Source organism: Rhizobium indigoferae (assembly GCF_034554815.1).
GTDB classification, from domain to species: domain Bacteria; phylum Pseudomonadota; class Alphaproteobacteria; order Rhizobiales; family Rhizobiaceae; genus Rhizobium; species Rhizobium leguminosarum.
Genome location: NZ_CP140635.1, coordinates 1279510 through 1305419 on the forward strand (window position 1 = coordinate 1279510; position 25910 = coordinate 1305419).

24 protein-coding genes are annotated in these 25910 nt (G+C 61.7%); 17 read left to right on the forward strand and 7 right to left on the reverse strand.

What is annotated here, in order from left to right; translation table 11 throughout:
• Entirely contained in the window at positions 1-1122 is a 1122-nt protein-coding gene (gene ribD / locus U5G49_RS06545; RefSeq protein WP_193446107.1) for a bifunctional diaminohydroxyphosphoribosylaminopyrimidine deaminase/5-amino-6-(5-phosphoribosylamino)uracil reductase RibD, read from the forward strand.
• On the forward strand, positions 1122-1733 hold the full coding sequence (locus U5G49_RS06550; protein ID WP_193446108.1) for a riboflavin synthase: 612 nt from the start codon (positions 1122-1124) through the stop codon (positions 1731-1733). Before ribD ends, U5G49_RS06550 begins: the two co-directional genes overlap by 1 nt.
• Positions 1734-1762: 29 nt before the next feature.
• On the opposite strand, the gene U5G49_RS06555 is transcribed toward U5G49_RS06550, so the two are convergent.
• The 3 genes from U5G49_RS06555 to U5G49_RS06565 form a co-directional block, all read right to left on the reverse strand.
• Positions 1763-2278: a GNAT family N-acetyltransferase gene (locus U5G49_RS06555; protein ID WP_028733637.1), complete on the reverse strand. Its 516-nt coding sequence runs from the start codon at positions 2276-2278 to the stop codon at positions 1763-1765.
• A 27-nt stretch (positions 2279-2305) separates the two neighbouring features.
• Positions 2306-2827, reverse strand: coding sequence for a cupin domain-containing protein (locus U5G49_RS06560; protein ID WP_018241517.1), 522 nt, complete (start codon positions 2825-2827; stop codon positions 2306-2308).
• A gap of 209 nt (positions 2828-3036) precedes the next feature.
• Positions 3037-3396, reverse strand: a complete 360-nt coding sequence (locus U5G49_RS06565) for a hypothetical protein (RefSeq protein ID WP_018447475.1) — start codon at positions 3394-3396, stop codon at positions 3037-3039.
• A gap of 347 nt (positions 3397-3743) precedes the next feature.
• Here U5G49_RS06565 and ribH point away from each other — a divergent pair, with 347 nt between their 5' ends.
• The 3 genes from ribH (at position 3744) to U5G49_RS06580 (ending at position 7022) form a co-directional block, all read left to right on the forward strand.
• Positions 3744-4199 (forward strand): 6,7-dimethyl-8-ribityllumazine synthase, encoded by a 456-nt coding sequence (gene ribH / locus U5G49_RS06570; RefSeq protein ID WP_018241519.1) that lies wholly within the window; start codon positions 3744-3746, stop codon positions 4197-4199.
• Between the two features lie 3 nt (positions 4200-4202).
• A complete protein-coding gene (gene nusB / locus U5G49_RS06575) occupies positions 4203-4685 on the forward strand; it encodes a transcription antitermination factor NusB (RefSeq protein ID WP_018241520.1) in 483 nt (160 codons plus the stop codon).
• Positions 4686-4883: 198 nt separating this feature from the next.
• Positions 4884-7022 (forward strand): sodium-translocating pyrophosphatase, encoded by a 2139-nt coding sequence (locus tag U5G49_RS06580; RefSeq protein WP_018447477.1) that lies wholly within the window; start codon positions 4884-4886, stop codon positions 7020-7022.
• 197 nt (positions 7023-7219) lie between these two features.
• Here the strand turns inward: U5G49_RS06580 and U5G49_RS06585 are convergent.
• Both U5G49_RS06585 and U5G49_RS06590 read right to left on the reverse strand, forming a co-directional pair.
• Positions 7220-8586, reverse strand: a protein-coding gene (locus U5G49_RS06585) for an IS3 family transposase (protein ID WP_370090368.1) whose coding sequence is annotated in 2 segments (ribosomal slippage) — positions 7220-8109 and positions 8109-8586 — 1368 coding nt in all. Because the reading frame shifts where the segments join, the coding sequence is not laid out codon by codon here.
• Between the two features lie 79 nt (positions 8587-8665).
• Positions 8666-9199, reverse strand: a complete 534-nt coding sequence (locus U5G49_RS06590; RefSeq protein WP_003547220.1) for an outer membrane protein assembly factor BamE — start codon at positions 9197-9199, stop codon at positions 8666-8668.
• Positions 9200-9335: 136 nt separating this feature from the next.
• Between U5G49_RS06590 and U5G49_RS06595 the strand changes: the two genes are divergently transcribed.
• The 6 genes from U5G49_RS06595 (at position 9336) to U5G49_RS06620 (ending at position 13814) form a co-directional block, all read left to right on the forward strand.
• Entirely contained in the window at positions 9336-9977 is a 642-nt protein-coding gene (locus tag U5G49_RS06595) for a ubiquinol-cytochrome C chaperone family protein (RefSeq protein WP_018241524.1), read from the forward strand.
• An 11-nt stretch (positions 9978-9988) separates the two neighbouring features.
• The gene (locus tag U5G49_RS06600; RefSeq protein WP_018447478.1) at positions 9989-10543 is read left to right on the forward strand and encodes a YceD family protein; all 555 of its coding nucleotides are present in this window, start codon (positions 9989-9991) and stop codon (positions 10541-10543) included.
• 98 nt (positions 10544-10641) lie between these two features.
• Complete coding sequence (gene plsX / locus U5G49_RS06605) at positions 10642-11688, forward strand: phosphate acyltransferase PlsX (protein WP_020397442.1); 1047 nt, start codon at positions 10642-10644, stop codon at positions 11686-11688.
• A 20-nt stretch (positions 11689-11708) separates the two neighbouring features.
• Positions 11709-12680, forward strand: coding sequence for a beta-ketoacyl-ACP synthase III (locus U5G49_RS06610; RefSeq protein WP_193445081.1), 972 nt, complete (start codon positions 11709-11711; stop codon positions 12678-12680).
• Positions 12681-12785: 105 nt separating this feature from the next.
• Positions 12786-13124: an integration host factor subunit alpha gene (locus U5G49_RS06615; protein ID WP_018241528.1), complete on the forward strand. Its 339-nt coding sequence runs from the start codon at positions 12786-12788 to the stop codon at positions 13122-13124.
• Between the two features lie 150 nt (positions 13125-13274).
• A complete protein-coding gene (locus U5G49_RS06620) occupies positions 13275-13814 on the forward strand; it encodes a MerR family transcriptional regulator (RefSeq protein ID WP_018447481.1) in 540 nt (179 codons plus the stop codon).
• An 8-nt stretch (positions 13815-13822) separates the two neighbouring features.
• Here the strand turns inward: U5G49_RS06620 and U5G49_RS06625 are convergent, their stop codons facing one another.
• Positions 13823-14170 (reverse strand): response regulator, encoded by a 348-nt coding sequence (locus U5G49_RS06625; protein ID WP_193445064.1) that lies wholly within the window; start codon positions 14168-14170, stop codon positions 13823-13825.
• A gap of 273 nt (positions 14171-14443) precedes the next feature.
• Here U5G49_RS06625 and U5G49_RS06630 point away from each other — a divergent pair, with 273 nt between their 5' ends.
• On the forward strand, positions 14444-16090 hold the full coding sequence (locus tag U5G49_RS06630) for an ATP-binding protein (RefSeq protein ID WP_193445065.1): 1647 nt from the start codon (positions 14444-14446) through the stop codon (positions 16088-16090).
• Between the two features lie 39 nt (positions 16091-16129).
• On the opposite strand, the gene U5G49_RS06635 is transcribed toward U5G49_RS06630, so the two are convergent.
• The gene (locus U5G49_RS06635) at positions 16130-16444 is read right to left on the reverse strand and encodes a DUF1236 domain-containing protein (RefSeq protein WP_193445066.1); all 315 of its coding nucleotides are present in this window, start codon (positions 16442-16444) and stop codon (positions 16130-16132) included.
• Between the two features lie 323 nt (positions 16445-16767).
• Between U5G49_RS06635 and bcsN the strand changes: the two genes are divergently transcribed.
• Genes bcsN through U5G49_RS06660 form a run of 5 tightly spaced genes read left to right on the forward strand, consistent with a single transcriptional unit; the run spans position 16768 to position 25863 of the window.
• Entirely contained in the window at positions 16768-17748 is a 981-nt protein-coding gene (gene bcsN / locus U5G49_RS06640) for a cellulose biosynthesis protein BcsN (RefSeq protein ID WP_193445067.1), read from the forward strand.
• A gap of 60 nt (positions 17749-17808) precedes the next feature.
• Positions 17809-20001: a UDP-forming cellulose synthase catalytic subunit gene (bcsA, locus tag U5G49_RS06645; RefSeq protein WP_130652159.1), complete on the forward strand. Its 2193-nt coding sequence runs from the start codon at positions 17809-17811 to the stop codon at positions 19999-20001.
• Entirely contained in the window at positions 19998-22457 is a 2460-nt protein-coding gene (locus U5G49_RS06650; RefSeq protein ID WP_193445068.1) for a cellulose biosynthesis cyclic di-GMP-binding regulatory protein BcsB, read from the forward strand. Before bcsA ends, U5G49_RS06650 begins: the two co-directional genes overlap by 4 nt.
• Positions 22454-23500, forward strand: coding sequence for a glycosyl hydrolase family 8 (locus tag U5G49_RS06655; RefSeq protein ID WP_028733641.1), 1047 nt, complete (start codon positions 22454-22456; stop codon positions 23498-23500). Before U5G49_RS06650 ends, U5G49_RS06655 begins: the two co-directional genes overlap by 4 nt.
• Entirely contained in the window at positions 23497-25863 is a 2367-nt protein-coding gene (locus U5G49_RS06660) for a cellulose synthase (RefSeq protein ID WP_193445069.1), read from the forward strand. Before U5G49_RS06655 ends, U5G49_RS06660 begins: the two co-directional genes overlap by 4 nt.
• Positions 25864-25910 lie beyond the last annotated feature (47 nt).

The following is a 25910-nucleotide window of genomic DNA, read 5'->3' on the forward strand; positions in this document are numbered from 1 at the left end:
ATGAGCTTCACGCCGCATGACGAACGTTTCATGGCGGCGGCGATCCGTCTGTCGCGCTGGCATCTCGGCCGCACCGCCACCAATCCTTCCGTCGGCTGTCTGATCGTCAAGGACGGCGTTATCGTCGGCCGTGCCGTGACCGCCCTCGGCGGCCGCCCGCATGCCGAGACGCAGGCGCTCTCTGAAGCCGGCGCGCTGGCCCGCGGCGCTACCGCCTATGTGACGCTCGAACCCTGCTCGCATCACGGCAAGACGCCGCCCTGCGCCGAGGCGCTGATCGCCTATGGTGTTGCCCGCATCGTCATCAGCGTCACCGATCCCGATCCGCGGGTCTCCGGCCGCGGCATCGCCAGGCTGCGCGAAGCTAGCATAGAGGTGGATGCCGGCGTGCTGGAGGCGGAGGGTCGGCAGTCGCTTGCCGCCTATCTCACCCGCCAGACGAAGAACCGGCCCTATGTGACTCTCAAACTTGCCGTTTCCGCCGATGGCATGATCGGCCGCCAGGGGGCAGGGCAGGTGGCGATAACAGGCCCGGAGGCCCGCGCCCAGGTGCAGGCGCTGCGCGCCGAAACCGATGCCATCCTGGTCGGCATCGGTACCGCGATTGCGGATGATCCGCTGCTGACTGTGCGCTCGCCAGGTCTTGAATCACAATCGCCGATCCGCATCGTCCTCGATCCTTCCCTGGCATTGCCGCTGACCAGCAGGCTCGTCGGGACGGCGCGGGAGGTGCCGGTCATCGTGGTGACGAGTGAGGAAGGATCATTGTCGCAGGCAGAGGGTGATATCGCATCCACAGAGATGGAATCTCGCCGCGCAGCCCTCGAGGCCGCCGGCGTCGAGGTCGTCCATTGCAATCCCTACCATCCGGAAGTCCTGCTGCCGGCACTCGCGACGCGCGGTATTTCCTCGCTTCTGGTCGAGGGCGGTGCAAAGACGGCGCGGCTTTTCCTCGAGGCTGGCCTCGTCGATCGCATCCAGCTTTATCAGGCGCCTGTTATGATTGGCGAGGGTGGTATTGAATCCCCGCTTGATGCAACCGACATACCATCGGGTTTTGCCCATACGGGCACGCTGATGTTCGGCGGCGATCGCCTGGACGAATACGAAAGAGGGCTTTGATGTTCACCGGAATAGTCACCGATGTCGGCACGGTCGAATCCGTTTCCCCGCTGAAGGAAGGTATCCGGCTGCGGGTCGCGACCGCCTATGATCCCTCAACCATCGATATGGGCGCCTCGATCTCTCACGCCGGCATCTGCCTGACTGTCACTGGACTTCCGACCGAGGGAAGCAACGGCCGCTGGTTCGAGGTCGAGGCCTGGGAAGAGGCGCTGCGGCTGACGACGATCGGCAACTGGCAGGAGGGCAGCCGCATCAATCTTGAACGGTCGCTGAAGATCGGGGATGAACTCGGCGGCCACATCGTTTCCGGCCATGTCGACGGCAAGGCGGAAATCCTCTCGGTGACAGCAGAGGGCGACGCCACGCGCTACCGCCTGCGCGCGCCCGAACATCTGGCGAAATTCGTCGCCCCCAAGGGGTCGATTGCACTCGACGGTACTTCGTTGACGGTCAATGCCGTCGACGGCACGGATTTCGACGTGCTGCTCATTCGGCACACGCTAGAGGTCACCACCTGGGGCGAGCGCAAGGCCGGCGATTTCGTCAATTTCGAAGTCGACACCATGGCGCGTTATGCCGCCCGGCTGGCTGAGTTCCCCAGCACATAACCGTCGAAAATCGGAATGGACGCGGCGCTCTAACGCGAAAATTGAATGATATCGCCGTTGTACTGGGTGCGCGCCGTCTCGCGGAAGCCGAGCTTGGCCGCGACCCGCAATGAGGCCTGGTTCTCGGGACTGATGATGCAGCTCATCGGTTTTCCCGGGAAATGCGTTTCCGCCCACCCGATCAGGACGGTCAGCGCCTCAGTGGCATAACCACGGCCGTGCGCCGAAGGCATCAGCGCCCAGCCGACCTCCATCGTCCCCTCGATCGAGGGTTCCATCTCGCGCCGGGCTTCCAGGAAGCCCGCTTCGCCGATGAACCGGCCGCTCCCCTTTTCGACGATCGCCAGAAAACCGAAGCCCATATGATGCCACATGCCGGCAACGCGTAGCATGCGGCTCCAGCTCTGCTCGCGTGTCGATGGCACGCCGGTGATGAAGCGCACGACATCCTCGTCCGCCCATAGTGCCGCATGCGCGTCGAAATCGTCGAGGCGGTGAGGGCGAAGCGTCAGCCGCGCCGTTTCGAGGGTTGGAATGTCGGTCACATCGGGTCCTTGTGAAATAACGTGTCCTCAGGCGCCGGGCTCGCCGTCCCAATAGTCGAGATCGCCTTCCGGCCGTCCGATATGACGGAAGCGCTTGGTTTCTGTATTGTCCCTGTTGGTCTTGGCTGCCCAGTTCGTTTTGGCAAGGAACTTTCCGGAATCGGGATATTCGACGATCTCGGTCCTCGCCATTGTCGAAATGCCGAGATAGACGAGTGTGGCCGTGCCGGTATTGATGATCTGGTGCGCCGTTTCAGGCCCGCCGGCCGGCGCGCCGAGCACGTCGCCCGCCTTGATCACATGGCGCGCGTCGCCGAAGCGATATTCGCCAGAGCCCGCGATCACATAGAAGAGCTCGTCTTCGACATGGTGGTTGTGGAAGGGGCAGCCTGATTTGCCGGGAGGTACCTCGTTGTAGCTGACGCCGAGGCTGGCCAAGCCAAGAAGCGCACCGAAAGAGGTGTCGGTGCTTTCATAGAGCTCGCCCTGTTTCCAGTGGTCGAGCTTGAGATCGGCGGTATTGATCACCGCCTTCGGTTCCGTTGCCATAACGTCCTCCTGTTTCAGCAAGAGAAGCCGTCATCCCAGGAAAATTCAATGCTTATCTCCGATATCCCCAGCATGGGCGGAGAGGAGACCGCCGCCCATGCTTCGAGCGCCGTGCGTCGAATAGGACGCGTGAAGGACGCTCTATCACTTCGACCCACGCATACCCCCCCGAAGATCGTTCCGATTTTCGAGGTTATGCGCTGGAGCCGTCAACGAACGTAGAAGGTTATGCTTCCATCGGCCGCCTGCTCGGCGTTGACCACATTGCGAATGTTGACACCTTCATTGTTGAGACGGTGGGCAAGCGACCTGTTGGCATCGATCGACGCCTGGATGCCACGGATAGCCTCGCCGGAGCGTTGCGGTGCCGAGTGTGGGCCGCTCGTCTCGTCGTCGAAGTTGCGCCAGTTGTAAACCTCCTGGACATTGAAATCATTGCCCTGGAAACCCCTGAGCGTCTGTTCGATGCCTTGAGGGGTGTTCATTCCGAGGCTTTCGGCCCGGCTGACGCCGGCAAAGGCGAGGGAGGAGAGGGCGGCAGCGAGGGTGATGGTGAGAACGCGGTGCATGATTTGTATCCTTTCATCTGCTTAGACGGTCGGCTGTCGTTGCAGGGGATCGTCTGCGTCACGACATGGAATTGGCGTTCTCCCATTCGCGATTCAATGGGTTAAGCCACTGAAAAGACATTAAGAATTGTTCATGAAAACTGCCTTCGAATTGCCGCTTTCCGGGCGTCCGGGAAAGCTGAATTCAGAGGCTTGCCCAGCTGTGCATACAGGGCGCGGCTATCCCCTTGCAGATATTTCCTCTTTCCCATTGCGGCATCGGGCGAAATTGCTTGCCATTCAGACGAAGGCATGTTTTGACCGCGGGCTGCCGAGTGGGTAAATGTCCCGCCAACCGAAGGTGAACCATGTCGAGAGAGACCGCTCCCCATATTTTGATCGTTGAGGCCCGCTTCTACGACGACATGGCCGACGCCCTGCTCGAAGGCGCGACCTTCGCATTGACAGAGGCCGGCGCCACCTTCGAGGTCGTCACCGTCCCCGGCGCACTGGAAATTCCGGCGGCGATTGCCATGTCGCTCGATGGAGACGACAATGGCGGAACGCATTATGACGGCTATGTCGCCCTCGGCATGGTCATTCGCGGCGAGACCTATCACTTCGATATCGTGTCGAATGAATCCTCGCGCGCCTTGATGGATCTCGCGGTCAGCGAGTCCCTTGCCATTGGCAACGGCATCCTGACCGTCGAAAACGACGAACAGGCATGGGCGCGCGCGCGCCGCTCGGACAAGGACAAGGGCGGATTTGCCGCTCGTGCAGCTCTGACCATGATCGAGTTGAAGCAGAAACTGGGTGCATAACGAATGAACGACGACAAGACGGAACGGCCAGTCAAGACTGCAAACCAGCGGGGCGCTGCCCGTCTTGCTGCCGTTCAGGCACTTTATCAGATGGATGTCGGCGGCACCGGCGTTCTGGAGATCGTCGCCGAATACGAGGCGCACCGTCTTGGCCAGGAACTCGACGGCGCGACCTATCTGAAGGCCGATGCCGCCTGGTTCCGTTCCATCGTCTCCGGCGTCGTGCGCGATCAGGTCCGCCTCGATCCGCTGATTGCCGCAGCCCTGCAGGATGATTGGGCCTTGTCGCGCCTCGACAGTACCGTGCGCGCCATCCTGCGCGCCGGCGTCTTCGAGATCACCGACCGCAAGGACGTTCCGGTGGCGGTCATCGTTACCGAATATGTCGAGATCGCCCAGGCTTTCTTCGATGACGACGAGCCGAAGCTCGTAAACGCCGTGCTCGACCGCATCGCAAAGCAGGTTCGCGGCGAGGCGAAGAAATAAGTCTTTCGCCGCCAAATAGTCCTCCCGCTTCTTTCTTCGCACCGCAATGGTTTTCGCCCGTTGCGGTCTTGACGCCACGTGATCGACCACGCAATCTCCGCAACGCTTAGCTGTGGCATTTCTGTGGAGAGGAAGGCGATTCGGCGGCGTATCTGCCGGAGAAGGAGTGATCTCCGGCCTATGGGAGGAAAGAGCGAAATGACGATTCTTTTATGCGTAATCGCATGCGGTCTGCTCTCGGTGGTTTATGCCGCCTGGGCAACCCGGTCGGTGCTTGCCGCCGATCAGGGCAATAGCCGCATGCAGGAGATCGCGGGCTATATCCGCGAAGGCGCTCAAGCCTATCTGACGCGCCAGTACAAAACCATTGCCATTGTCGGCGTTGTTGTTTTCATTTTAGCCTGGCTGCTTCTTTCCGCCGAGGCCGCGATCGGCTTCCTGATCGGCGCCGTGCTTTCCGGTGCTGCCGGTTTCATCGGCATGCACGTTTCCGTCCGCGCCAATGTGCGCACCGCCCAGGCGGCTTCCGTCAGCCTTTCCGCCGGCCTCGACATCGCCTTCAAGTCGGGTGCGATCACCGGCATGCTGGTGGCTGGCCTGGCGCTGCTCGGCGTCTCCATCTACTATACGGTCTTGACCGTCGGGCTCGGCCATGAGAGCGGCTCGCGCGAAGTCATCGATGCGCTGGTGGCGCTCGGCTTCGGCGCTTCGCTGATCTCGATCTTCGCCCGTCTTGGCGGCGGCATCTTCACCAAGGGCGCCGATGTCGGCGGCGATCTGGTCGGCAAGGTGGAAGCCGGCATTCCCGAAGACGATCCGCGCAACCCGGCAACGATTGCCGATAACGTCGGCGACAATGTCGGCGACTGCGCCGGCATGGCCGCCGACCTTTTCGAGACCTATGCGGTCTCTGTCGTCGCCACCATGGTTCTTGCCGCGATCTTCTTTGCCGGCGCGCCGATCCTCCAGTCTGCGATGGTCTATCCGCTGGCGATCTGCGGTGCCTGCATCATCACCTCGATCATCGGCACTTTCTTCGTCAAGCTCGGCTCGAACGGCTCGATCATGGGCGCTCTCTACAAGGGCCTCATCGTCACCGGCCTACTGTCGATCGTCGGACTTGGTGCTGCCACTTCGCTCACCATCGGCTGGGGATCGATCGGTTCCGTCGGAGGCGCCGACATATCAGGCGCGCACCTCTTCTTCTGCGGCATCGTCGGCCTCGTCGTCACTGCGCTGATCGTGGTGATCACCGAATATTATACCGGCACGGGCAAGCGTCCGGTCGTCTCGATCGCCCAGGCCTCGGTCACCGGTCATGGCACCAACGTCATCCAGGGCCTAGCCGTCTCACTGGAATCGACGGCGCTGCCGGCGATCGTCATCGTCGGCGGTATTCTCGCCACCTACCAGCTCGGCGGCCTGTTCGGCACCGGTATTGCGGTCACGGCGATGCTCGGCATCGCCGGAATGATCGTCGCGCTCGACGCCTTCGGACCGGTGACGGACAATGCCGGCGGTATCGCCGAAATGGCGCATCTGCCGCCGGAGGTGCGCAAATCCACTGATGCGCTCGATGCCGTCGGCAATACGACCAAGGCCGTCACCAAGGGTTATGCCATCGGCTCCGCCGGTCTCGGCGCCCTGGTTCTCTTCGCGGCCTACTCCTACGACCTCAAATATTTTGCAGCGAATGGCGACAAGTTCCCTTATTTCGCCGGCATCGGCGAAATTTCCTTCGATCTTTCCAACCCTTACGTGGTGGCGGGATTGATCTTCGGAGGTCTCATACCCTACCTCTTCGGTGGCATCGCTATGACCGCCGTCGGCCGTGCTGCCGGCGCGATCGTCGAGGAAGTGCGCCGTCAGTTCAAGGAAAAGCCCGGCATCATGCAAGGCACGGAAAAGCCGGATTACGGCAGGGCGGTCGACCTTTTGACCAAGGCCGCCATCCGCGAGATGATCGTGCCCTCGCTGCTGCCGGTGCTGGCGCCTATCGTCGTCTATTTCGGCGTTCTTCTTATCTCTGGTTCCAAGGCCTCCGCCTTTGCCGCCCTCGGCGCATCGCTCCTCGGCGTCATCATCAACGGCCTCTTCGTCGCCATCTCGATGACATCGGGCGGCGGCGCCTGGGACAATGCCAAGAAGAGCTTCGAAGACGGGTTCGTCGATAAGGACGGCGTGCGCCACATGAAGGGCTCGGATGCACACAAGGCCTCCGTCACCGGTGATACCGTCGGCGATCCTTACAAGGATACCGCCGGCCCTGCCGTCAACCCGGCGATCAAGATCACCAACATCGTCGCGCTGCTGTTGCTCGCCGTTCTCGCTGGATAAACAAAGACCGCCGGCTTGGCGTGGTACACTTCACGCCAAGCAGAGGCAATTACAGCGCCGCGCGTCTTTCTAGACGCGCAAAGGACGCTGTAACACTTTGAATGGCTGCATGATTCCTTAAATCGATTCCGATTTAAGGAATCATGCAGTAAAAAACCCGCCGGAGCGATTGAACTGACCCCAATAAGTTGGACGGTTTAAAGGCTGGTTAGATTTAAGGGCTGAGTTCTGTATTGCACAGGGCTCAGCCCTTTGAGTTTCAACTTGATGCGCTGATGATTGTAGTAGTGGATGTAGTCGTCGATGCCGTCTTTCAGGCTTTTGATGCTGACGAAGCGATTGGGATGAAAGAGCTCGGATTTAAGGGTGGCAAAGAAGCTTTCCATGGCGGCGTTGTCGAGGCAATTGCCTTTGCGTGACATGCTCTGGGCGATGCCGCATTTTTGAAGCTGTCGCTGATAGGCTGGCATCTGGTAGTGCCATCCCTGATCGGAGTGCAGGATCGGCTTGTCATTGCTCCCCAGCCGGCTCAAGGCTTTGTTCAACATGCTTTCCACCAGTTTGAAGACCGGCCTTGTGGTCGTCTCGTAGGCGATGATCTCGCCATTGTAGAGGTCCATGACCGGCGAGAGATAGAGCTTCTCGCCGGCGACCTTGAACTCGGTGACGTCGGTGACCCATTTCTGATTGGCTGCCTGCGCAGTGAACTGCCGTTTGACGAGGTCGGGGGCTGTGCGCCCGACGTCACCTTTGTAGGAGCGGTATTTCTTCGGCCGTACCAGCGATTTCAATCCCATCTCGACCATCAGGCGCTGGACCGTCTTATGATTGACCGTCTGCCCGAGCTGGCGGATCGCCGCCGTCACCCGGCGATAGCCGTAGCAGCCCTTGTGAGCCTCGAAGATGGCTTTGATCCTGTCCTTGAGCGCAGCATGCCTGTCGGCCAGCTGCGACATCCTTTGCCGGTAGTAGAACGTGCTGCGGGAAAGGCCCGAAAGCTTCAGCACGTCGTCAAGCGGATAGAGTGGCCTTAACGCCTGGACGACTTGCGCTTTTTGAGCGCTGGTTGCTTGCGCGTTAAGGCCTCGAGTTTTTTTAGGTAGTCGTTCTCCATGCGCAGATAGTTCAGTTCCGACAGCAGTTCTTCGCGGCTCTTCGCCTCGTCGCTCTGCAAAGCTTGCGGCTCCCGGGGGATCGGCGGCTCGGACATCGATCGGGGGCCTCCTTTGCGGCGTGAGGTCAGTGCATCAATCCCACCAGTCTCGTAGCGTCGCTCCCAATCCGAAAGGCAACCCTTATTGCGGATGTCGAACAGCGCCGCCGTCTGGCGGTAGGAGAGCCCATCCTTCCACATCCGCTGGAGAACCGATAGCTTGAATGCTGCATCGTAGTGGCTGAACTTCTTCGCAAGACCTGGAACCCCATGCGCCTCATAGCTTGCTACCCATTTGCGAACCGTCCCATGGTCTACCGCGAAGTGCGCGCCGACCTCCCGAGCACTACGCTCGCCCTTCTCATAAAACTCCACAACAGAAAGCTTAAAAGCCAGGCTGTGATTGGACATGCAAAACCCCCGAAGGTGGATGTCCAACTTTCGGGGGTCAGTTCAGATCCGGCGGGTTTTTCGTATGAGGCGTGTCCTATCAGCGCAGGCTGCTTGGGTTCTGGGGCGTGCCGCCGGCGCCACCACCGAACAGGCTGCGGGCAGCACTCGCGGCGCTGCCGCCGGAAAGCATCTGTTGCAGGAAGGTGAGCTCCTTGCCGCCGGTCGGTGTGACGCGTCCGATCGTGTCGAACACCTTGCCGTCCTGCAGCGCATAGTTGGCGCGGCGGCTGACGACGCCGTCCTTGTCGAAATAGATCGCCAGAACGCTCTGATCGACGACCTTCAGCTTCTGGAAGGCGACGGCACGCGTGCGCCGCTGCGAGATGTAATAGAAGACTTCGCCGTCGAAGGTCGCCGTCGTCGACGGGGTGCCCAGCGAAAGCAGCACCTGCTCGCGGCTGGAGCCTTCCGGAACGAGGTTCAGCGACTGCTGGTCGGCGACGTAGCCGCCATTGAGCACGGTGCTGGTCTGGCAACCGGAGAGAGCGGTGGTGGAGGCGATTATGAAGGCAATGGCCGCGCTGCTGAAGAATTTCACGTCAGACTTGAAATACCGTTTATTCAACGACATCTACTCCCTTGAGTGTCGATAGCAGCCATTTGGGGCCTTGCACGCTTTCCTCCTGCAAAACCATTGTGGCCATTCCGGGTCGAATTTCCCGAATTCGCTTCGCTGACGCATCGAAGGCGTCGTCCCGAAACAGGCCATGATCGGCATTGCAATTCGCGCCTGCTTCGGTAAACCAGCTTTCGAAATCATGCAACAAGGCCAGACGCCGGCCGGCATGAAGAATGAGGCATTTCCGGAAAAAACAATGATCTTCGGGCTCTTCCGCAAGAAAAACAACAATCAGGCGATCGTCGACAGGCAATATGCGGCCCTGACGGCCGCCGCGCGCATGCCGGAGATCTATGAGCGGCTCAATGTGCCGGATACGGTCATGGGCCGTTTCGAGATGCTGTCGATTGCGATGATTCTGTTTTTTCGCCGCACACGTGCTTCCGCCACCAGCGGCCAGGAGATCGCCCAGGAGATCGTCGACGCTTTCTTCCAGGATATCGACTATTCGATCCGCGAACTCGGCATCGGCGACAACAGCGTGCCAAAGCGCATGAAGAAGCTCGCCGGCATGTTTTACGGCCGGCTCGAAGCCTATTCGAAGGCGATGGACACAGGCGATGCCGAAGCCCTCGCTGTCGCTCTTCAGCGCAATATCTACCCCGAAACCTCGGCGCCTGCCGATATGACCGGCCTCGCCGGATGGATGATGGCCGCAGAATCGCATCTGTCCGCCGTCCCCGAAGAGGTGATCACCACCGGTTCGGTAACGCTCCCGGCGGTCGCCTGAAGGAGGAAACGATGAAGAACGCTCGGGACGATGTTCCCTTCTCCTATCAAGTCAAGGTCGGCCACATCTCGGCCAACCCCGTCGAAGTCCATGTCGAGGCCGACACCAGCGAACTGAAGGCGCTTGCCGAGACCTGGAACGTCGTCTCCGTCGACGATCTCAGCGCCGATCTGCAGATTGCCCGCTGGAAGCGCGACGGCGTGCGCATCAAGGGCCGCGTGCAGGCGAAGATCGTCCAGTCCTGCGTCGTGACGCTGGAGCCGGTCGAATCCGCCATCGACGAGAGCTTCGAGCAGATCTTCGTGCCGGAGGGTTCCAAGCTTGCCCGCCAGGCCGGCAACGACGCCGGCGAGATGCTGCTCGATCCCGACGGTCCCGATCTGCCTGAGACCTTTGTCGGCGATACGATCGACGCCGGCGAGGTGGTTGCCGAATTCGCCGCTCTCGCGATCGATCCCTATCCGCGCAAAGAGGGGATTGAGTTCGACGGCCATATCGAGGATAGCGGCGAGGGGGACAAAAAGCCCTCGGCTTTCGCAGCCCTCAAGGACTGGAAAAAGGACTGAAGCTCCTCTGGCATTTGACACAATTCAGTTGTAAGCGACGCCAAAACCGGTATTTTGGCCGAAATTTCGCCCTCGGCGGAAAGAAGGATCAGGGACGCGTGATCAGAATATCTCTCGACCTCATGGGTGGCGACTTTGGTCCCCAAGTTGTCATCCCTGGCGCCGCCAAGGCGCTGGATCGGCATCCGGATATTTCCTTCGTTCTCTATGGTCTCAAGGAACAGTGCGATCCGGTTCTCGCCAAGTTTCCGAAACTCAAGGAAAAATCGCTCTTTCACGACTGCGAGCTTGCCGTCGCCATGGATGAAAAGCCGAGCCAGGCGCTGCGCCGTGGCCGCTATATCTCCACCATGTGGCGCTCGATCGAGGCGGTGAAGACGGGTGACGCCGATGTCGCGGTCTCGGCCGGCAATACTGGCGCACTGATGGCGATGGCGAAATTCTGTCTGCGCACCATGGCCAATATCGAGCGTCCGGCGATCGCTGCGATCTGGCCGACGCTGAAGGGTGAGAGCATCGTGCTCGATGTTGGCGCGACGATCGGCGCCGACGCGCAGCAGCTGATGGATTTTGCCCTGATGGGCGGCGCCATGGCGCGCGCGCTTTTCGAGGTCGAACGGCCGACGGTCGGCCTTCTGAACGTCGGCGTCGAGGAGATGAAGGGCCAGGAAGAGGTCAAGGAAGCCGGCCGGCTGTTACGCGAGGCGAACATCGATTCGCTCGAATATTCCGGCTTCGTCGAGGGCAACGACCTTGGCAAGGGCACAGTCGACGTCGTCGTCACCGAAGGATTTTCCGGCAATATCGCGCTCAAGACCGCTGAAGGCACCGCCAAGCAGATCGGCGAATATCTGCGTGCCGCCATGTCGCGCACGCTGCTGGCCCGCATCGGCTACCTGTTCGCCAAAAGTGCATTCGACATGCTTCGCGAGAAGCTCGATCCGAGCAAGGTCAATGGCGGCGTGTTTCTCGGGTTGAACGGCATCGTCATCAAGAGCCATGGCGGGGCGAATGCCGAAGGCATCGCCGCCGCCATTGAAGTCGGTTACGACATGGCCAAGAACGGCCTCAATCAGAAAATAGAAAACGATCTTAAGAAATATCACGCCAAGCGGCTGCCCCCGATGGGCCCGGAAGCGGCATGAGCGATGGGGTTCAATCAAAGATGATCCGTTCAGTGGTTCGCGGGTTCGGAGCAGCGCTTCCGAAGCGCGTGATAACCAATCGTGGCATGGAGGCCATCGTCGACACATCGGACGAATGGATCGTCCAGCGCACCGGCATCCGCCAGCGTTATGTCGCCGGCGATGACGAAACGACGGCGTCGCTCGGCGAGGCCGCGGCACGCGCAGCCCTTGCCAATGGCGGCCTGACGCCTGCCGATATCGATCTTATCATCTGCGCCACCTCGACGCCGGACAACACGTTTCCCGCAACGTCGGTCAACATCCAGAACCGCCTCGGCATGAGCCATGGCTTCGCCTTCGACGTCCAGGCCGTCTGCACCGGTTTCGTCTATGCGGTTACCACAGCCGATGCCTACATCCGCGGCGGGCTTGCCAAGCGCGTTCTGGTCATCGGCGCCGAAACATTTTCGCGCATTCTCGACTGGAACGACCGCACCACCTGCGTGCTTTTCGGCGACGGTGCCGGCGCGATCATACTCGAAGCGACCGAAGGCGAGGGCACCGTTGCCGATCGCGGCGTGCTGACCGCACATCTGCGTTCCGACGGCTCGCACAAGGAAAAGCTCTATGTCGATGGCGGACCGTCGACGACGGGTACTGTCGGCAAGCTGCGCATGGAAGGCCGCGAGGTCTTCAAATACGCCGTCGGCATGATCACCGACGTTATCCAGGCGGCATTCGATTCGACCGGCACCACCGCCGATGACCTCGACTGGCTGGTGCCGCATCAGGCCAATCGCCGCATTATCGACGGTTCGGCGAAGAAGCTGAACATCGATGCCGCGAAGGTGGTCATCACCGTCGACCTGCACGGCAATACGTCGGCCGCCTCAATCCCGTTGGCACTTGCGACCGCTGCCGGCGACGGCCGCATCAAGAAGGGTGACCTTGTGATGCTCGAAGCGATGGGCGGCGGCTTTACCTGGGGTGCGGTTCTGCTGCGCTGGTAGGCACGAATCCTAAAAAACTGGCGGCGAACAAGAGCTTGACCGTAAGGCGCAAGACAAATACTCTTCGTGCGATTTCACAAAATATTTTGTATGGGCGGGGAAACCATGACCGGAAAAACAGTGACGCGAGCAGACCTGGCGGAATCCGTTTTCCGAAAGGTCGGGCTGTCCCGGACCGAATCTGCCGAACTGGTCGAAACCGTCATCGACGAGATCTGCAACGCCATCGTGCGTGGTGAAACCGTCAAGCTTTCCTCCTTTGCCACCTTCCAGGTGCGCGACAAGAACGAGCGAATCGGCCGCAATCCGAAGACCGGCGAGGAGGTTCCGATTTCCCCCCGCCGGGTCATGACCTTCAAGGCGTCGAACGTGCTGAAGACGCGCATCCTCAAGGCGCATGTCGCTCGCAAGATCAAGCTGAAGCCTCTGAATCCGGCTCCCTGATATCGGCATCTCGTTTCGGAACGGCGGTTTTTTCTCTCTCGCACTGTCCATCCTTGTGCGCAACGTCGAGACATGACTTGAATTGTCGGCGCCAAACCGTTGAAATATGATGAGTCGCCGTTGGATCGAGCCGCGAGGTCGCGTAGCAGTATGACGTTGGACAAGAGCCCCGATGCCTTTCGCACTATCAGCGAAGTCGCAGACGATCTTGATCTGCCGCAGCATGTGCTGCGCTTCTGGGAGACGCGTTTCCCCCAGATAAAGCCGATGAAGCGCGGCGGCGGCCGTCGCTACTACCGGCCGGAAGATGTGGATCTCCTCAAGGGCATCCGGCATTTGCTCTATGATCATGGCTATACGATCAAGGGTGTGCAGAAGCTTCTGAAGACCAACGGCAACAAGTTCGTCATATCAGTCGGTCATGGCGACCTCGCCAGCGTCGAGGCGCTTGCGTCGGGCGTGCAGGATACGGCTGGCGGGGAACCGCGCGTCGGCATGGCCGACGAAGACCAAATTGTCGGCCGCGCCAAGCCGCCGATCACCCGCCGGTTCTTCAATTTCGTCGCTGGAGACGACGAGCAGGAAGTCTCGATCGGCAAGTCGAGCGTCGGCAAGGAAGACAGGGCGCTGCTGCAGGAGGCGCTCTACGACCTCCTGGAATGCAAGCGTCTGCTCGATCAGGTGCGCTGAACAGGAGCTCAGGCTTCGGTAAGCCGCTTCATCGCCTGTTCGAGTTGGCTGAGCTGGAAGGGTTTTTGCAGCACGGGCAACGTGCTTGGGCTGCTGCCATCAGGTGCAGTGCCATATCCCGTCGCGTAGAGATAGGGTTTGCCGCGTTCGTCGAGCAGCTTTGCGACCGGCAGCGAACTCTGCCCGGCAAGCGAGACGTCGAGGATTGCAGCGTCGAACTCCGTATCCCTGGCGGTTGCCAGCGCCCGCTCCAGATCGGGCGCGCTGGCGCAGACCCGGTAACCCAGATCGGCAAGCATGTCCTCGAGCAGCATGGCAATCAGCGCGTCGTCTTCGACGATGAATATGTCTTTCATGATCCCGTCCACCCATTTCCCCTCGCCGGGCATGGAGATTTATGTGGACCGCTTGCACCGCTCGTCAAGACGTCGTGCCCGGCACTGCAAGAAACAGCATATTGCCCGGTGAAATTTGATGTGCAAAAGCTGGGATGCCGTCTCCGCAACGGCGACTGCATAATTCCTTAAATCGGAATCGATCTATGGATAAAATTATGCAGTAATCCAAAGTGTTACAGCGTCCTATGCGCGTCTGAAAAGACATGGCGGCGCTGTAAGAAGGGGTGTCGAATGGATTTGCTGAGTGCCACGGATTGGCTGCGTCACAGGCCCGGTTTTACCTATCCGCTGGCCGTTGCCTTCGTTGGCCTGACCTTTCTTCTGAGGCTTGCCGCCAGCGACACTCTCTCCGGCTTTCCCTTCCTCAGCTTCCTTCCGGCGATATTGCTGGCGAGTTTCATAGGCGGGGCCGGGCCGGGTCTGGTTGCGGCCTTGCTTGCCGCTTTCATCGTCCAGCAGTTTTTCGTCGAGCCGCACAACATCTTCTGGCCGGTCAGCGCCGGCCAATGGGTCGGTCTTTCCACTTATCTCGTCAATGCCGCGATCATCGTCGGCCTGATGGAGATGATCATTATCGCACATGAGCGGCAGAGCCGCCTTCGCAGTGAGCTCAACAGCTTCAACACGCGCCTTGAAGAGACAGTCGTCCAACGCACTGCCGAGCTCAGGCACGAGATGGAAGAGAATGCCGCCGCTCAGGCGCAGGTCCGCCAGTTGCAGAAGATGGAGACGATTGGTCAGCTGACCGGCGGCGTCGCTCATGACTTCAACAACATGTTGGCGATCATCATCGGCAACCTCGACCTCGCCCAGCGGCGCCTGAGCGGCAGCGAGGATCCCCGCCTGCTTTACTCCATCCAGAATGCCAAAGACGGCGCGCAGAGGGCGGCGGTACTGACCGCGCGTCTTCTCGCTTTCTCGCGCCAGCAGCCGCTCGCCCCTGAGGTGATCGACCTTAACAAGCTGGTCGGCGGCATGTCTGAGCTATTGCGGCGCACGCTCGGTGAGCAGATCCGGATCGAGACCGTGCTTGCCGGCGGTCTGTGGCCGAGCTTTGCCGATTTGAGCCAGCTCGAGAATGCCATCCTGAACCTTGCCGTCAACGCTCGCGACGCTATGCCGGGCGGCGGAAATCTGACGATCGAGACCGCCAATACCGAACTCGACGAGCGATATTCGCGCATGCATTCGGAGGTCGAGGCGGGCCAATATGTAATGGTCAGCATAACTGACACTGGCACCGGCATGTCGCCGGAGGTGATCGAGCGCGCCTTCGACCCTTTCTATACGACCAAGGGACCCGGCAAAGGCACCGGCCTCGGCCTCAGCCAGGTTTACGGCTACATCAAGCAGAGCGGCGGCCACATCAAGATCTATTCAGAGATCGACAGGGGCACGACGGTGAAGATCTATCTTCCCCGTCATGTCGGCGCGACGGACGCCCGGTCGGGCGCCGCCGGCACCCAGCCGATTCCTCACGGCAGCGTCAATGATACGATCCTGGTGGTGGAAGACGACGAGCACGTCCGCACCATGACGGCCGAAAGCCTGCATGAACTCGGTTACACCGTATTGCAGGCGGCAAGCGGCATAGAGGCGCTTCTGTTGCTCGAAGAAAATCCGGCAGTCGATTTGATCTTCACCGATATCGTCATGCCGCAGATGAGCGGACGCCAGCTTGGCGATGTCGTCCAGGAAAAATGGCCGACGATCCGGATCCTTTACACCACGGGTTACACCCGCAATGCCATCGTCCACAATGGTGTGCTCGATCATGGCGTTTCCCTGCTCGCCAAGCCCTTCAGCCTGGAGCAGCTGGCTCATAAGATCCGCGAACTTTTGAATGTACAGGCGAGGGTGGGAGACGAGCGGACGTGAAGCCGGAATACGGCCGCACGTCCACAATTCCCGATCGTGTTATTCCAGCACCTGGATGATGCGGTGGGTCTTCGGCTCGACGATAACGCGCCGCTCATTGACGACGGTATAGCCGTAACCGTCCATGTCAGGCACGGTGTGCACTTCGACGGTATCGGGCAGCGTCGTGCCAACCACGATATCGCCGTCATAGACGGCGGACGGCGTGTTTTGCTCCATCACATAGGTGCGCACTTCGCCGGGCAATACGACGGAGCCGGTCGGTGCGGGATCTGTGACGATGACGGTGCTCTGCGCGAAGGCGGCGGAGCTGATGGTCAGTATGGCCGCCGCAGCCAGCATGGTCTTGCGCATGGGATGTTCTCCTTTTCCTACCCCAGACATCAAGGCAACGCCGGCCATGCGGCATAGTTCCCCACGGGCTTTTCGCCCAGCGGAAGACAGGCGCAATCAAAGCAATTAAGTTGCTGCTAAATTGATTTCCACATCATTGGGTTCAGTTGTCCGAATAACGTTCAGTGAGAGTTCGTCCGGTGACATCAGCGGCCGGTTCTTTACTCTTCGTTAACCATGTTGGCGATTTATGTCGGATGAACGGCCAGGTGGTCGTTGATTCGAAGGTCCGTCGCGTTTCGGTTTGCGAATGGATATCTGAAAAGGCGATTGCGGCTCGAGACATGCGCTTGCGGAAGACGATATCGCTGGTGGCGGTGGCTGGCATGATGGCCGGCTGCACATCGACGGGCGGTGTGCGCCAGCCTTCCGGGCCGGAAACCGTGGCGCCGGAAAAAGCGCTGGTCCTCCCGCCGCCGGGCGGTCCGTCGATCGTCAGTGTTGTCGAGCGCAAGCGTGGAAACGGCGTCGAGCAGACGATCTCGCTGTTTACGTCATCCTCCGTGCCTGGTCAGAATTTCCTGAAGGTCCAGTTCTTCGGCGCCTCCGGGGCCAACCCCGGCACCGGCAATGCGGGCTTCAGCATGATCAACGAGAGCGGCATTGCCCGCGAGGTGGCCCGTTCGGCCCCTGGCGTGCCGATGGCGACGTCGGCGACCTTCCTGCAGAACGCCTATGGCCCCTTCGGTTACGCCTCCGGCCGCAGCCGGGCCGGCGACACCTGCGTCTATGCCTGGCAGCAGATCCGCTCGAGCACTGCTGCCAATACCCAGGCGCGCAATTTCGGCATGATCCAGCTGCGTCTACGTCTTTGCGATGCGAGGGCGAGCGAGCGCCAGCTGCTCGGCATCGTCTATGGCTACACCATATCAGGCACCTTCGACGGCGCGGTCTGGAACCCTTACGGCAATCCGCCGTCCGCCGACGGTGCGCTCGGACGCACCGGCGAGCCGATCTATCCGGACGAGGGCGGTTATCGCGCCAGCCCGATGCCGATCGGCTACGAGCCGGCGCCGGCCATAGTCAGCCGGTCGCGGGCAACTGCCGTTCGCAGCGCCTCGACCTCGCAACCGGCTCAAGGCGTCGCATCGGTGCCTGCACCCATCGGCCCGCGCGTGCCGCTGCCGGGCGAGGCGCCCCAGACGAGCGCAAGACCGGATGCGGCCGCCGCGCCAATCGAACAATCGGTTAGGGCGATCGGCGTCACCGTGCCTTCGCCGGACTGCATAGGCGACGCGGCTATGACGGCCGCCTGCCGGAGATAGAGCATGCATGCCCGCGGGCGCCAGTTGGTGCCCTGGTTGAGCAATTTTGAAGGAACGTCAATGCGCAAAGCCCGCAGTGTCATCATATGGGCCGTGGTTTCGCTCTGCATGATCGTGCTGATCACGTTGCCGGTCAACCTGCAGACCCAGCTCATCACCAGCATCACGGTCGTGACTGTGATGGCGCTGATCAAGGTGCTGAAGGGCGAGGGGACGTGGCGCCTGGTGGCGCTCGCCTTCGGCACATCGATCGTGCTGCGCTATGTTTACTGGCGCACCACCAATACGCTGCCGCCTCTGAACCAGCCTGAGAATTTCATTCCCGGCCTGCTGCTCTATCTTGCCGAAATGTATAGCGTTGCGATGCTGGCGCTCAGCCTCTTCATCGTCGCGACGCCGCTGCCGTCGCGCCCCTCGCGTGCCGCCAAGAATGAGCGTTTCCCTCATGTCGACGTCTTCGTGCCATCCTACAACGAGGATGCCGGCCTGCTGGGAAACACGCTGGCCGCCGCCAAGGCCATGGATTATCCGGCCGAGAAGTTGCATGTCTGGCTGCTCGACGACGGCGGCACCTTGCAGAAGCGCAACTCCGGCAAGCTGCTCGAAGCCCAGGCTGCTGCTGCCCGCCATATCGAGCTGAAGCAGCTCTGCGACGATCTCGACGTCAGCTACCTCACGCGCGACCGCAACGAGCATGCCAAGGCCGGCAATCTCAACAACGCCATGAAACTTTCGACCGGCGAACTCATTGCCGTCTTCGATGCCGACCACGCGCCGGCCCGCGATTTCCTGCTCGAGACCGTCGGTTACTTCGAGGACGATCCGAAGCTTTTCCTTGTCCAGACCCCGCACTTCTTCATCAATCCCGACCCGCTGGAGCGCAACCTGCGCACCTTTGACAAGATGCCGAGCGAGAACGAGATGTTCTACGGCATCATCCAGCGCGGCCTCGATAAGTGGAACGCCGCCTTCTTCTGCGGCTCGGCTGCGGTTCTGAGCCGCAGGGCGCTCGAATCCCAGAACGGCTTCAGCGGCATCAGCATCACCGAGGATTGCGAGACGGCGCTGGCGCTCCATGGCAGCGGCTGGAACAGCATCTATGTCGACAAGCCGCTGATCGCCGGCCTGCAGCCGGCCACCTTTGCAAGCTTCATCGGCCAGCGCAGCCGCTGGGCACAGGGCATGATGCAGATCCTGCGCTTCCGCTTCCCGCTGCTGAAGCGCGGCCTGACGATCCCGCAACGCTTCTGCTACATGTCCTCCACGCTTTTCTGGCTCTTCCCGTTCCCGCGCACGATCTTCCTGTTTGCGCCGCTCTTCTACCTGTTCTTCGATCTGGAGATCTTCACCGCCTCCGGCGGCGAGTTCCTTGCCTATACGCTCGCCTATATGCTCGTGAATCTGATGATGCAGAACTACCTCTACGGGTCGTTTCGCTGGCCCTGGATTTCCGAGCTCTACGAATATGTCCAGACCGTGCATCTGCTGCCGGCTGTCGTCTCCGTCATGCTCAATCCGAGGAAGCCGACCTTCAAGGTCACCGCCAAAGACGAATCGATCGCCGTCAGCCGTCTGTCGGAGATCAGCCGCCCGTTCTTCGTCATCTTTGCGGTGCAGATCGTCGCGCTCATCATCACCATCTACAAGATCTACGCCGAGCCCTATAAGGCCGACGTCACGCTCGTCGTCGGCGGATGGAATCTCATCAATCTGATCATGGCCGGCTGCGCACTTGGTGTCGTGTCGGAGCGCGGCGAGCGCGCCTCGTCCCGTCGCGTCCGCGTCAACCGGCGCTGCGAATTCGGCGCCAACGGCAAGTGGTACACGGCCTCGATCGAGGATGTTTCCGTCCACGGCGCAAGACTGCACATCTTCAACAAGCATCTCGACGAGATGCTGGTCGGCGCCGTCGGCGAAATCCGCTTCCGGCCCTATAGCGGCGCGGATCTGGAAACCCTGCCGCTCATCGTCCGCAACATTGAGCCGTCGGGCGACATCAGCAATGTCGGTTGCCAGTACGTGCCGAAAAGCGCGCTCGACCATCGCCTGATCGCCGATCTGATGTTTGCCAATTCTGACCAGTGGACCCAGTTCCAGGCCTCCCGCCGCCGCAATCCGGGCCTGATCCGCGGCACCATCTGGTTTCTCGGCATGTCGTTCTACCAGACGAGCCGCGGCCTCGTTTACTTCTTCCGCAGTATGCGGCCGGAGCGAGAAGCCCAGCAGCAGGCGGCAAAGGTCAACGCCGGATGAGAAGGATCGTCGCCGCCTCGCTTCTCCTGCTGAATGCTTCCGCCTTCGCCCAAGCGCAGACGGCACCCTTCGACATGTCCGGCGAACGGCCGCCCGGTGCGTCTGTTGCCCCGAGGTTGACGCCGCCCCCGCCGCCCACGCCGTCCGCAGCCACCGCGCCTCCGGTTTCCGTCTTACCCGCACCTGCAACCCCGGCTGCTCCTGCTCCTGCTCTCGTTCCTCCGCCGATCGCCGTCCAGTCACCGCAGTCGCAGCCGCCCGCGCTCCAGCCAGCAGCGGCGGCAAACAGCGCTGCGCCGCCGCGTGCCGGCGATGTCCGTCGCTTTGTCGTGCCCTTTTCGAAACTCGGCCTCGGCGGTGAATACGATCGCCGGTCATGGTCTATTTATCTGACACCGGAGCAGGCGGCGGCCAAGGCAAGCTTCACTTTCGCCTACCAGAATTCGATCGTCGTCGCGCCTGAGGCCTCGGCGCTGACCGTCTATCTCAACAATCGCCCGATCGGCCAGCAGCGCGTCGGCTCACCGGATGGCCCTTCGACCGTCACCTTCGAGGTTCCAACTGGTCTGCTGCAGCCGGGCGCCAATCTCGTCACCTTCGAAGCCGGCCAGCGCCACCGAACCGATTGCAGCATTCAATCCACTTATGAACTGTGGTCGAATATCGATCCGGCCGGGACCTATCTGAGCTTTGCCGGCATGGACGTTTCCCAGCTGGCGAGCGCCGACGCAATCCGCGCCATCGGCGTTGACGGCGCCGGCAAGACGGAGTTCGACATCGTTGTCCCCGCGTTGGAGCAGCCGGGAACCACCAAGCCGCTGCTGCGGCTGGCGCAGGGCCTGTCGGTGCTGAGCAGCATGCCGAACCAGATCTTTGCCTTCAGCACCGCTTCGCTTCCGGCCGCCGGCCCTGGCAAGCTCAGTGTGCTCGTCGGCACCGCGGCGGAACTGCGGCCGCTCTTTCCTGGCCTGCCGCCCGGCGCCGAAAGTGCGGCACTCGCCGCTTTCGTCACCGACCCGCGCAGCGGCTCGCCGCTACTTCTGATCAGCGGCCCCTCCTGGCAGGCGGTCTCCTCGGCGATCGATACCATCGTCTCGCCGACAGACCGGTCCTCGGATGTTCGCCGCGACGTGCTGACCACCGAGCGCTGGAGCGCGCCGAACGCGCCGCTGGTCTTTTCCGATACGAATATCGCCCTGTCTCAGCTCGGTGTGGAGACCACCGAATTCTCCGGCCGGCGGTTGCGTACGAGCTTCAATATTGCCGTGCCGGCGGATTTTTATGCCAATGCCTATGGCGAGGCGAAGGTGCTGCTCGACGCCGCCTATACCGACAACGTGCTGCCCGGCAGCCACATCGATATCTACGTCAACGACAACATCGCCTCCACCGTGCCGATCACCACGACCACTGGCGGTATTCTCCGCCATCTGCCGATCCGCGTGACGATGCGGCACTTCAAGCCAGGTCTCAATTCGGTGGCGATCGAGGCGATCCTGATGACCAAGGACGATGCCGCCTGCGCGCCGGGCGCGACCGCCGGCGCCACCCCGCGCTTTGCCCTGTTCGATACATCAGAGCTGGAGATTCCGGATTTCGCCCGCGTCGGCCAGCGTCCGAATCTGGCGGCAATGGCCGGCACCGCCTATCCCTATGGTCGGGCCACGGAGCCGACGCCGCTCTTTATCGACCGCGTCGATGCCGACACACTTTCGGCCGCCGCCACGTTGCTCGGCCAGATGGCGATTACGGCCGGCCATCCGATCGCCGTCGAAACCGTCGCCTCGCCGAACATGATCGGCGATCGCGACGCCATCTTCATCGGTTCCATCTCGCAGATGCCGGCAACTGCGCTGACGCAGACCAATATCGCTACGGCGAGCCAGGCCTCGTGGCGCCCCGTCGTCGAAACGCAGGCGGGCGTCGTCGACACCGGTACGGCCTTCGAAGAGTGGAACTCCAAGGTCAGCGGCGGTGTCCTGCGCAGCCGGATCACGGCTTTCCGCGAGTGGCTGTCGCGCAATTTCGATATCTCCCGCAGTTCGCTGCAATTCGTTCCCGGCGCCGAGGAGATCTTTATCCCGCCCAACGCCGCCACGCTTATGGTTGCCCAGGGCTCCAGCCCCGCGGGAGCGGGCTCATGGACGGTGGTGACGGCGCCGTCGGCGAAGGATTTGCGCGCGGGGCTCGAGGTCCTGACCGAGCAGTTGAACTGGCCGCAGATATCAGGCCACATCACCACCTATTCGAGCAAGACAGGCAAGATCGACACCGTCCCCGTCACCCGCTTTGATTTCGTGCCGTCCACCCCGTGGTCGATCGCCAATTACCGCCTGATCGCCGCCAACTGGCTGTCGACGAATATCCTCTCCTATGCCTTCCTTCTGGTCGTCTTTGTACTGCTGATCGGGATCACCACCTCGAGCATGCTCAAAAGGTTGGGTCGGTCGAAATGAGACGGTTACGCGCGCTCCTGTTTGCGGCATCGGTCGCGCTCGCTCCCGCGGGAACGCCCGCCGTTGCGCAGCAGGCGATGATCAATGCCGGCGCATGGTCGGCCTACAAGGCGAAGTTTCTCGATGCGACCGGCCGCATCGTCGATAACGGCAACGGCAATATCAGCCATAGCGAAGGGCAGGGCTACGGCATGCTGCTCGCTTATCTCGCTGCAAGCCCCGCCGATTTCGAGCAGATCTGGTATTTTACCCGCACCGAACTGCTGCTGCGCGACGATGGCCTGGCCGTCTGGAAATGGGATCCGAACGTCAAGCCGCACGTCACCGATACCAACAATGCCTCGGATGGCGACATGCTGATCGCCTATGCGCTGGCGCTGGCCGGCACGGCGTGGAAACGCGAGGACTATATTCTCGCCGCCTCCCGCATGGCGCAGGCGCTGCTTGCCGAAACCGTTGTGCGCTCGGCCGACCGGACGCTCCTCTTGCCGGGAAGCGAGGGGTTTACCGGCACCGACCGTGACGACGGTCCCGTCGTCAACCCGTCCTACTGGATTTACGAGGCTATCCCGGTGATGGCGGCGCTCGCTCCGTCGGATGCCTGGAAACAACTGTCGGAAGATGGCGTGGCGCTGCTGAAGACGATGCAGTTCGGCCCGCGCAAGCTTCCCGCCGAATGGGTCAGTCTCAGCGGCCAACCGCAGCCTGCGCAGGGTTTCGACGCCGAATTCGCCTATAACGCCATCCGCATCCCGCTCTATCTCGTTCGCGGCGGCGTCACCGACAAGGCCCTGCTGACCCGTCTGCAGCAGGGGATGTCGAAAGACGGTGTTCCCGCGACCATCGATCTGACCACCGGCCGGCCGAAGACCGTGCTGCCGGACCCCGGTTATCGAATTGTTAACGATGTTGTGGCCTGTGTACTCGACGGGACCAAGCTGCCGGGCTCGGCCCTGCAATTTGCGCCCGCACTCTATTATCCGTCCACGCTTCAGCTGCTGGGACTGGCCTATATCGGGGAGAAGCATCCGGAGTGTCTGTGAAGTCTTCTCTCGTGGCGGTATCAGCGGCAGTCGTGGTGGCGACCCTCGTCACAGGGCTGAAAGATCGTGCCGCTCTGCAGGAAAGGTTCGGCCTTGGATCTGCCGCCAAGCCGGCGCCGGAACTGATGATGATGGGCCGCATCAAGCCGACTGATGCTTCCGCCGGCAATCCCGAATTCAATGCGCAGCTGGTGGCCGACAAGATCGAGGCGATCACATCCGCGTCACCGCCAGCACTGGATACACCCGTGCCGAATGCCGCAGCACAGCAGCCTGCAGGCTCGCCGCCCGTAGCATCGCAACCTGTGGCACCTCAGACGGCCGTCCAGCCGGCGCCGGTCACGCCCCCCATCGTTTCCGAGCCACAGACTCCACCACAGGCCGCCGCGCCGCCTACCGTTGATGAAAGCGCGCTTCGTTATTTCGCCAGCCGCGGCGACAAGGTGCGCCTGCAAGCCGAAATCTCCCGCCTTCAGGCGCTCTACCCGAACTGGGTTCCGCCGGCCGATCCGCTCGCCGTGCCGCAGAATGGCGACAAACGGCTCGAGGCCATGTGGCAACTCTATTCCGATGGCCGCTATGCGGAGCTGCGCAAGGCGGTCGCCGACCGCCAGGCAGCCGATGCCGGATGGCAGCCGCCGACCGATCTGCTCGACCGGCTCGACGTCGCCGAGGCCCGTGCCCGCCTCGTCAACGCGTCGGACCTCAAGCAATATGCGACGGTGGTCGATATTGCCGCCGCAACACCGAGCCTGCTCACCTGCAGCGAGGTCGATGTTCTCTGGCGCGTCGCCGAAGCCTTCATCCAGACGGAGAGGGCGAGGCGCGGCCAAGATGCCTACACCTATATCCTGAAGAATTGCACCAATCCCGCCGAGCGGCAGGCGACGGTCGAAAAGGCCTCGACGCTGCTCGGCTACCAGCCGATGCAGGCACTGCTCACGCTGGAGAGGCCTGCCGCCGACGGCAGCAAGGAATTCGATGCGATCCGCGATAACCTCGCCCGACGATTCATGGCCGAGGGCAATGACGATCCGAATCTCGCCATCGCGCCCGATTATGTCGCCCGCCTCGAAAAACTCGCCGAGACTGGGGGGCTTGCCTCCGATGCGCTGCTGCTCGGCTGGTACCAGCTTCGCCGCAACAATGATGCCGATGCCGAGAAGTGGTTCCGCGCCGCCCGAGCCAAGCAAGATTCGGCGGCCGCTTCGCAGGGGCTGGCGCTGGCGCTGATTGCCCGCAAGGCGCCTGAGGAAGCCGAGGACGTGATGTTCCGCTGGCGCACCGATTCCGAGGATGCGACATCAACCTATCTCGCCGCCACCGCCAACCTGATGGCGTTGCAGCCTTCGGCCGATCTGGCCGAAGACGTGCTGCATCGCATCGCCACCGAGGTCATCGCCCGGAAATATGTGCCGACGGCGCAGCAGTTCGGCTGGTATGCCCGCTCCCTCAACCAGTTCCAGACCGCTGCACGGTGGTTCGAGACGGCTCTTGCCTGGAAACCAGATGACGAACCGTCCGCCTATGGCCTTGTCATCACCCGCGAGCAGCTGAGCGACCGCAAGGGCGTGCTCGACCTCCAGCGCGCCTGGGCCGGCCGGTCGAGCCGGATCACCAATCTCGAAGATACGTCCTCCCTGACGCCGAACGCCGTCACGCCGCCGCCGGAGAAGGGGGGGCTTGCAGCACAGCAACCGGCTCAACCGACGCAGCGTCCCCCGACCGAGCCACTTCCGGCCGAGCGCCGTGTCACCCTGCAGCCGGGGTCGGAAGTTGTCGTTCGCGCGGCGAGGCCGGCGATGGAGACGGTGACCGTTCCGCGCGGTCCGCGCCAGACGCGCGGCTGCTCGACGACAATCGATGCGGGGCAGCTCAGCCCGGCCGGCGCGCTGTCGCGTGGCTGGTGCCTGATGGATATCAACCGGCCGATGGAGGCAGTCTCGGCCTTCGAGGCGGCATTGCGAAGTCCGGCCCGCAAGGTCCGTGAAGACGCAGCCTACGGCCAGAGCCTCGCTTATCTCCGCGCCGGCCTCTCCGGCAATGCCGCCGTCGCAGCCACCAAGGCGCCGCAAAACCGCCAGCGTGCCGCCGAGCTTCAGGTGGCGATCCTCGCCGACCGTGCGCTTTCAGCCTTTGACGCCGGTCGTTATCGCGAAACCCTCATCTACCTCGATCAGCGCGCCCAACTGCAGCAGGAGCGTATCGACCTGATGGTTCTGCGCGGCTACTGCTATCTCAATCTCAAAATGTACGGCGATGCGACCCGCATCTTCGAAGCCGCTGCTGCGACTGGCAGCCGCGATGCTGCCCGCGGTCTGGCCGACGTTAGAAACGTCACGCATCCCGACGTCAACGACTGACGTTGACGCTGCCGCCGCTCTCCGTTACTCGCCTGCCTAGCTTCAAA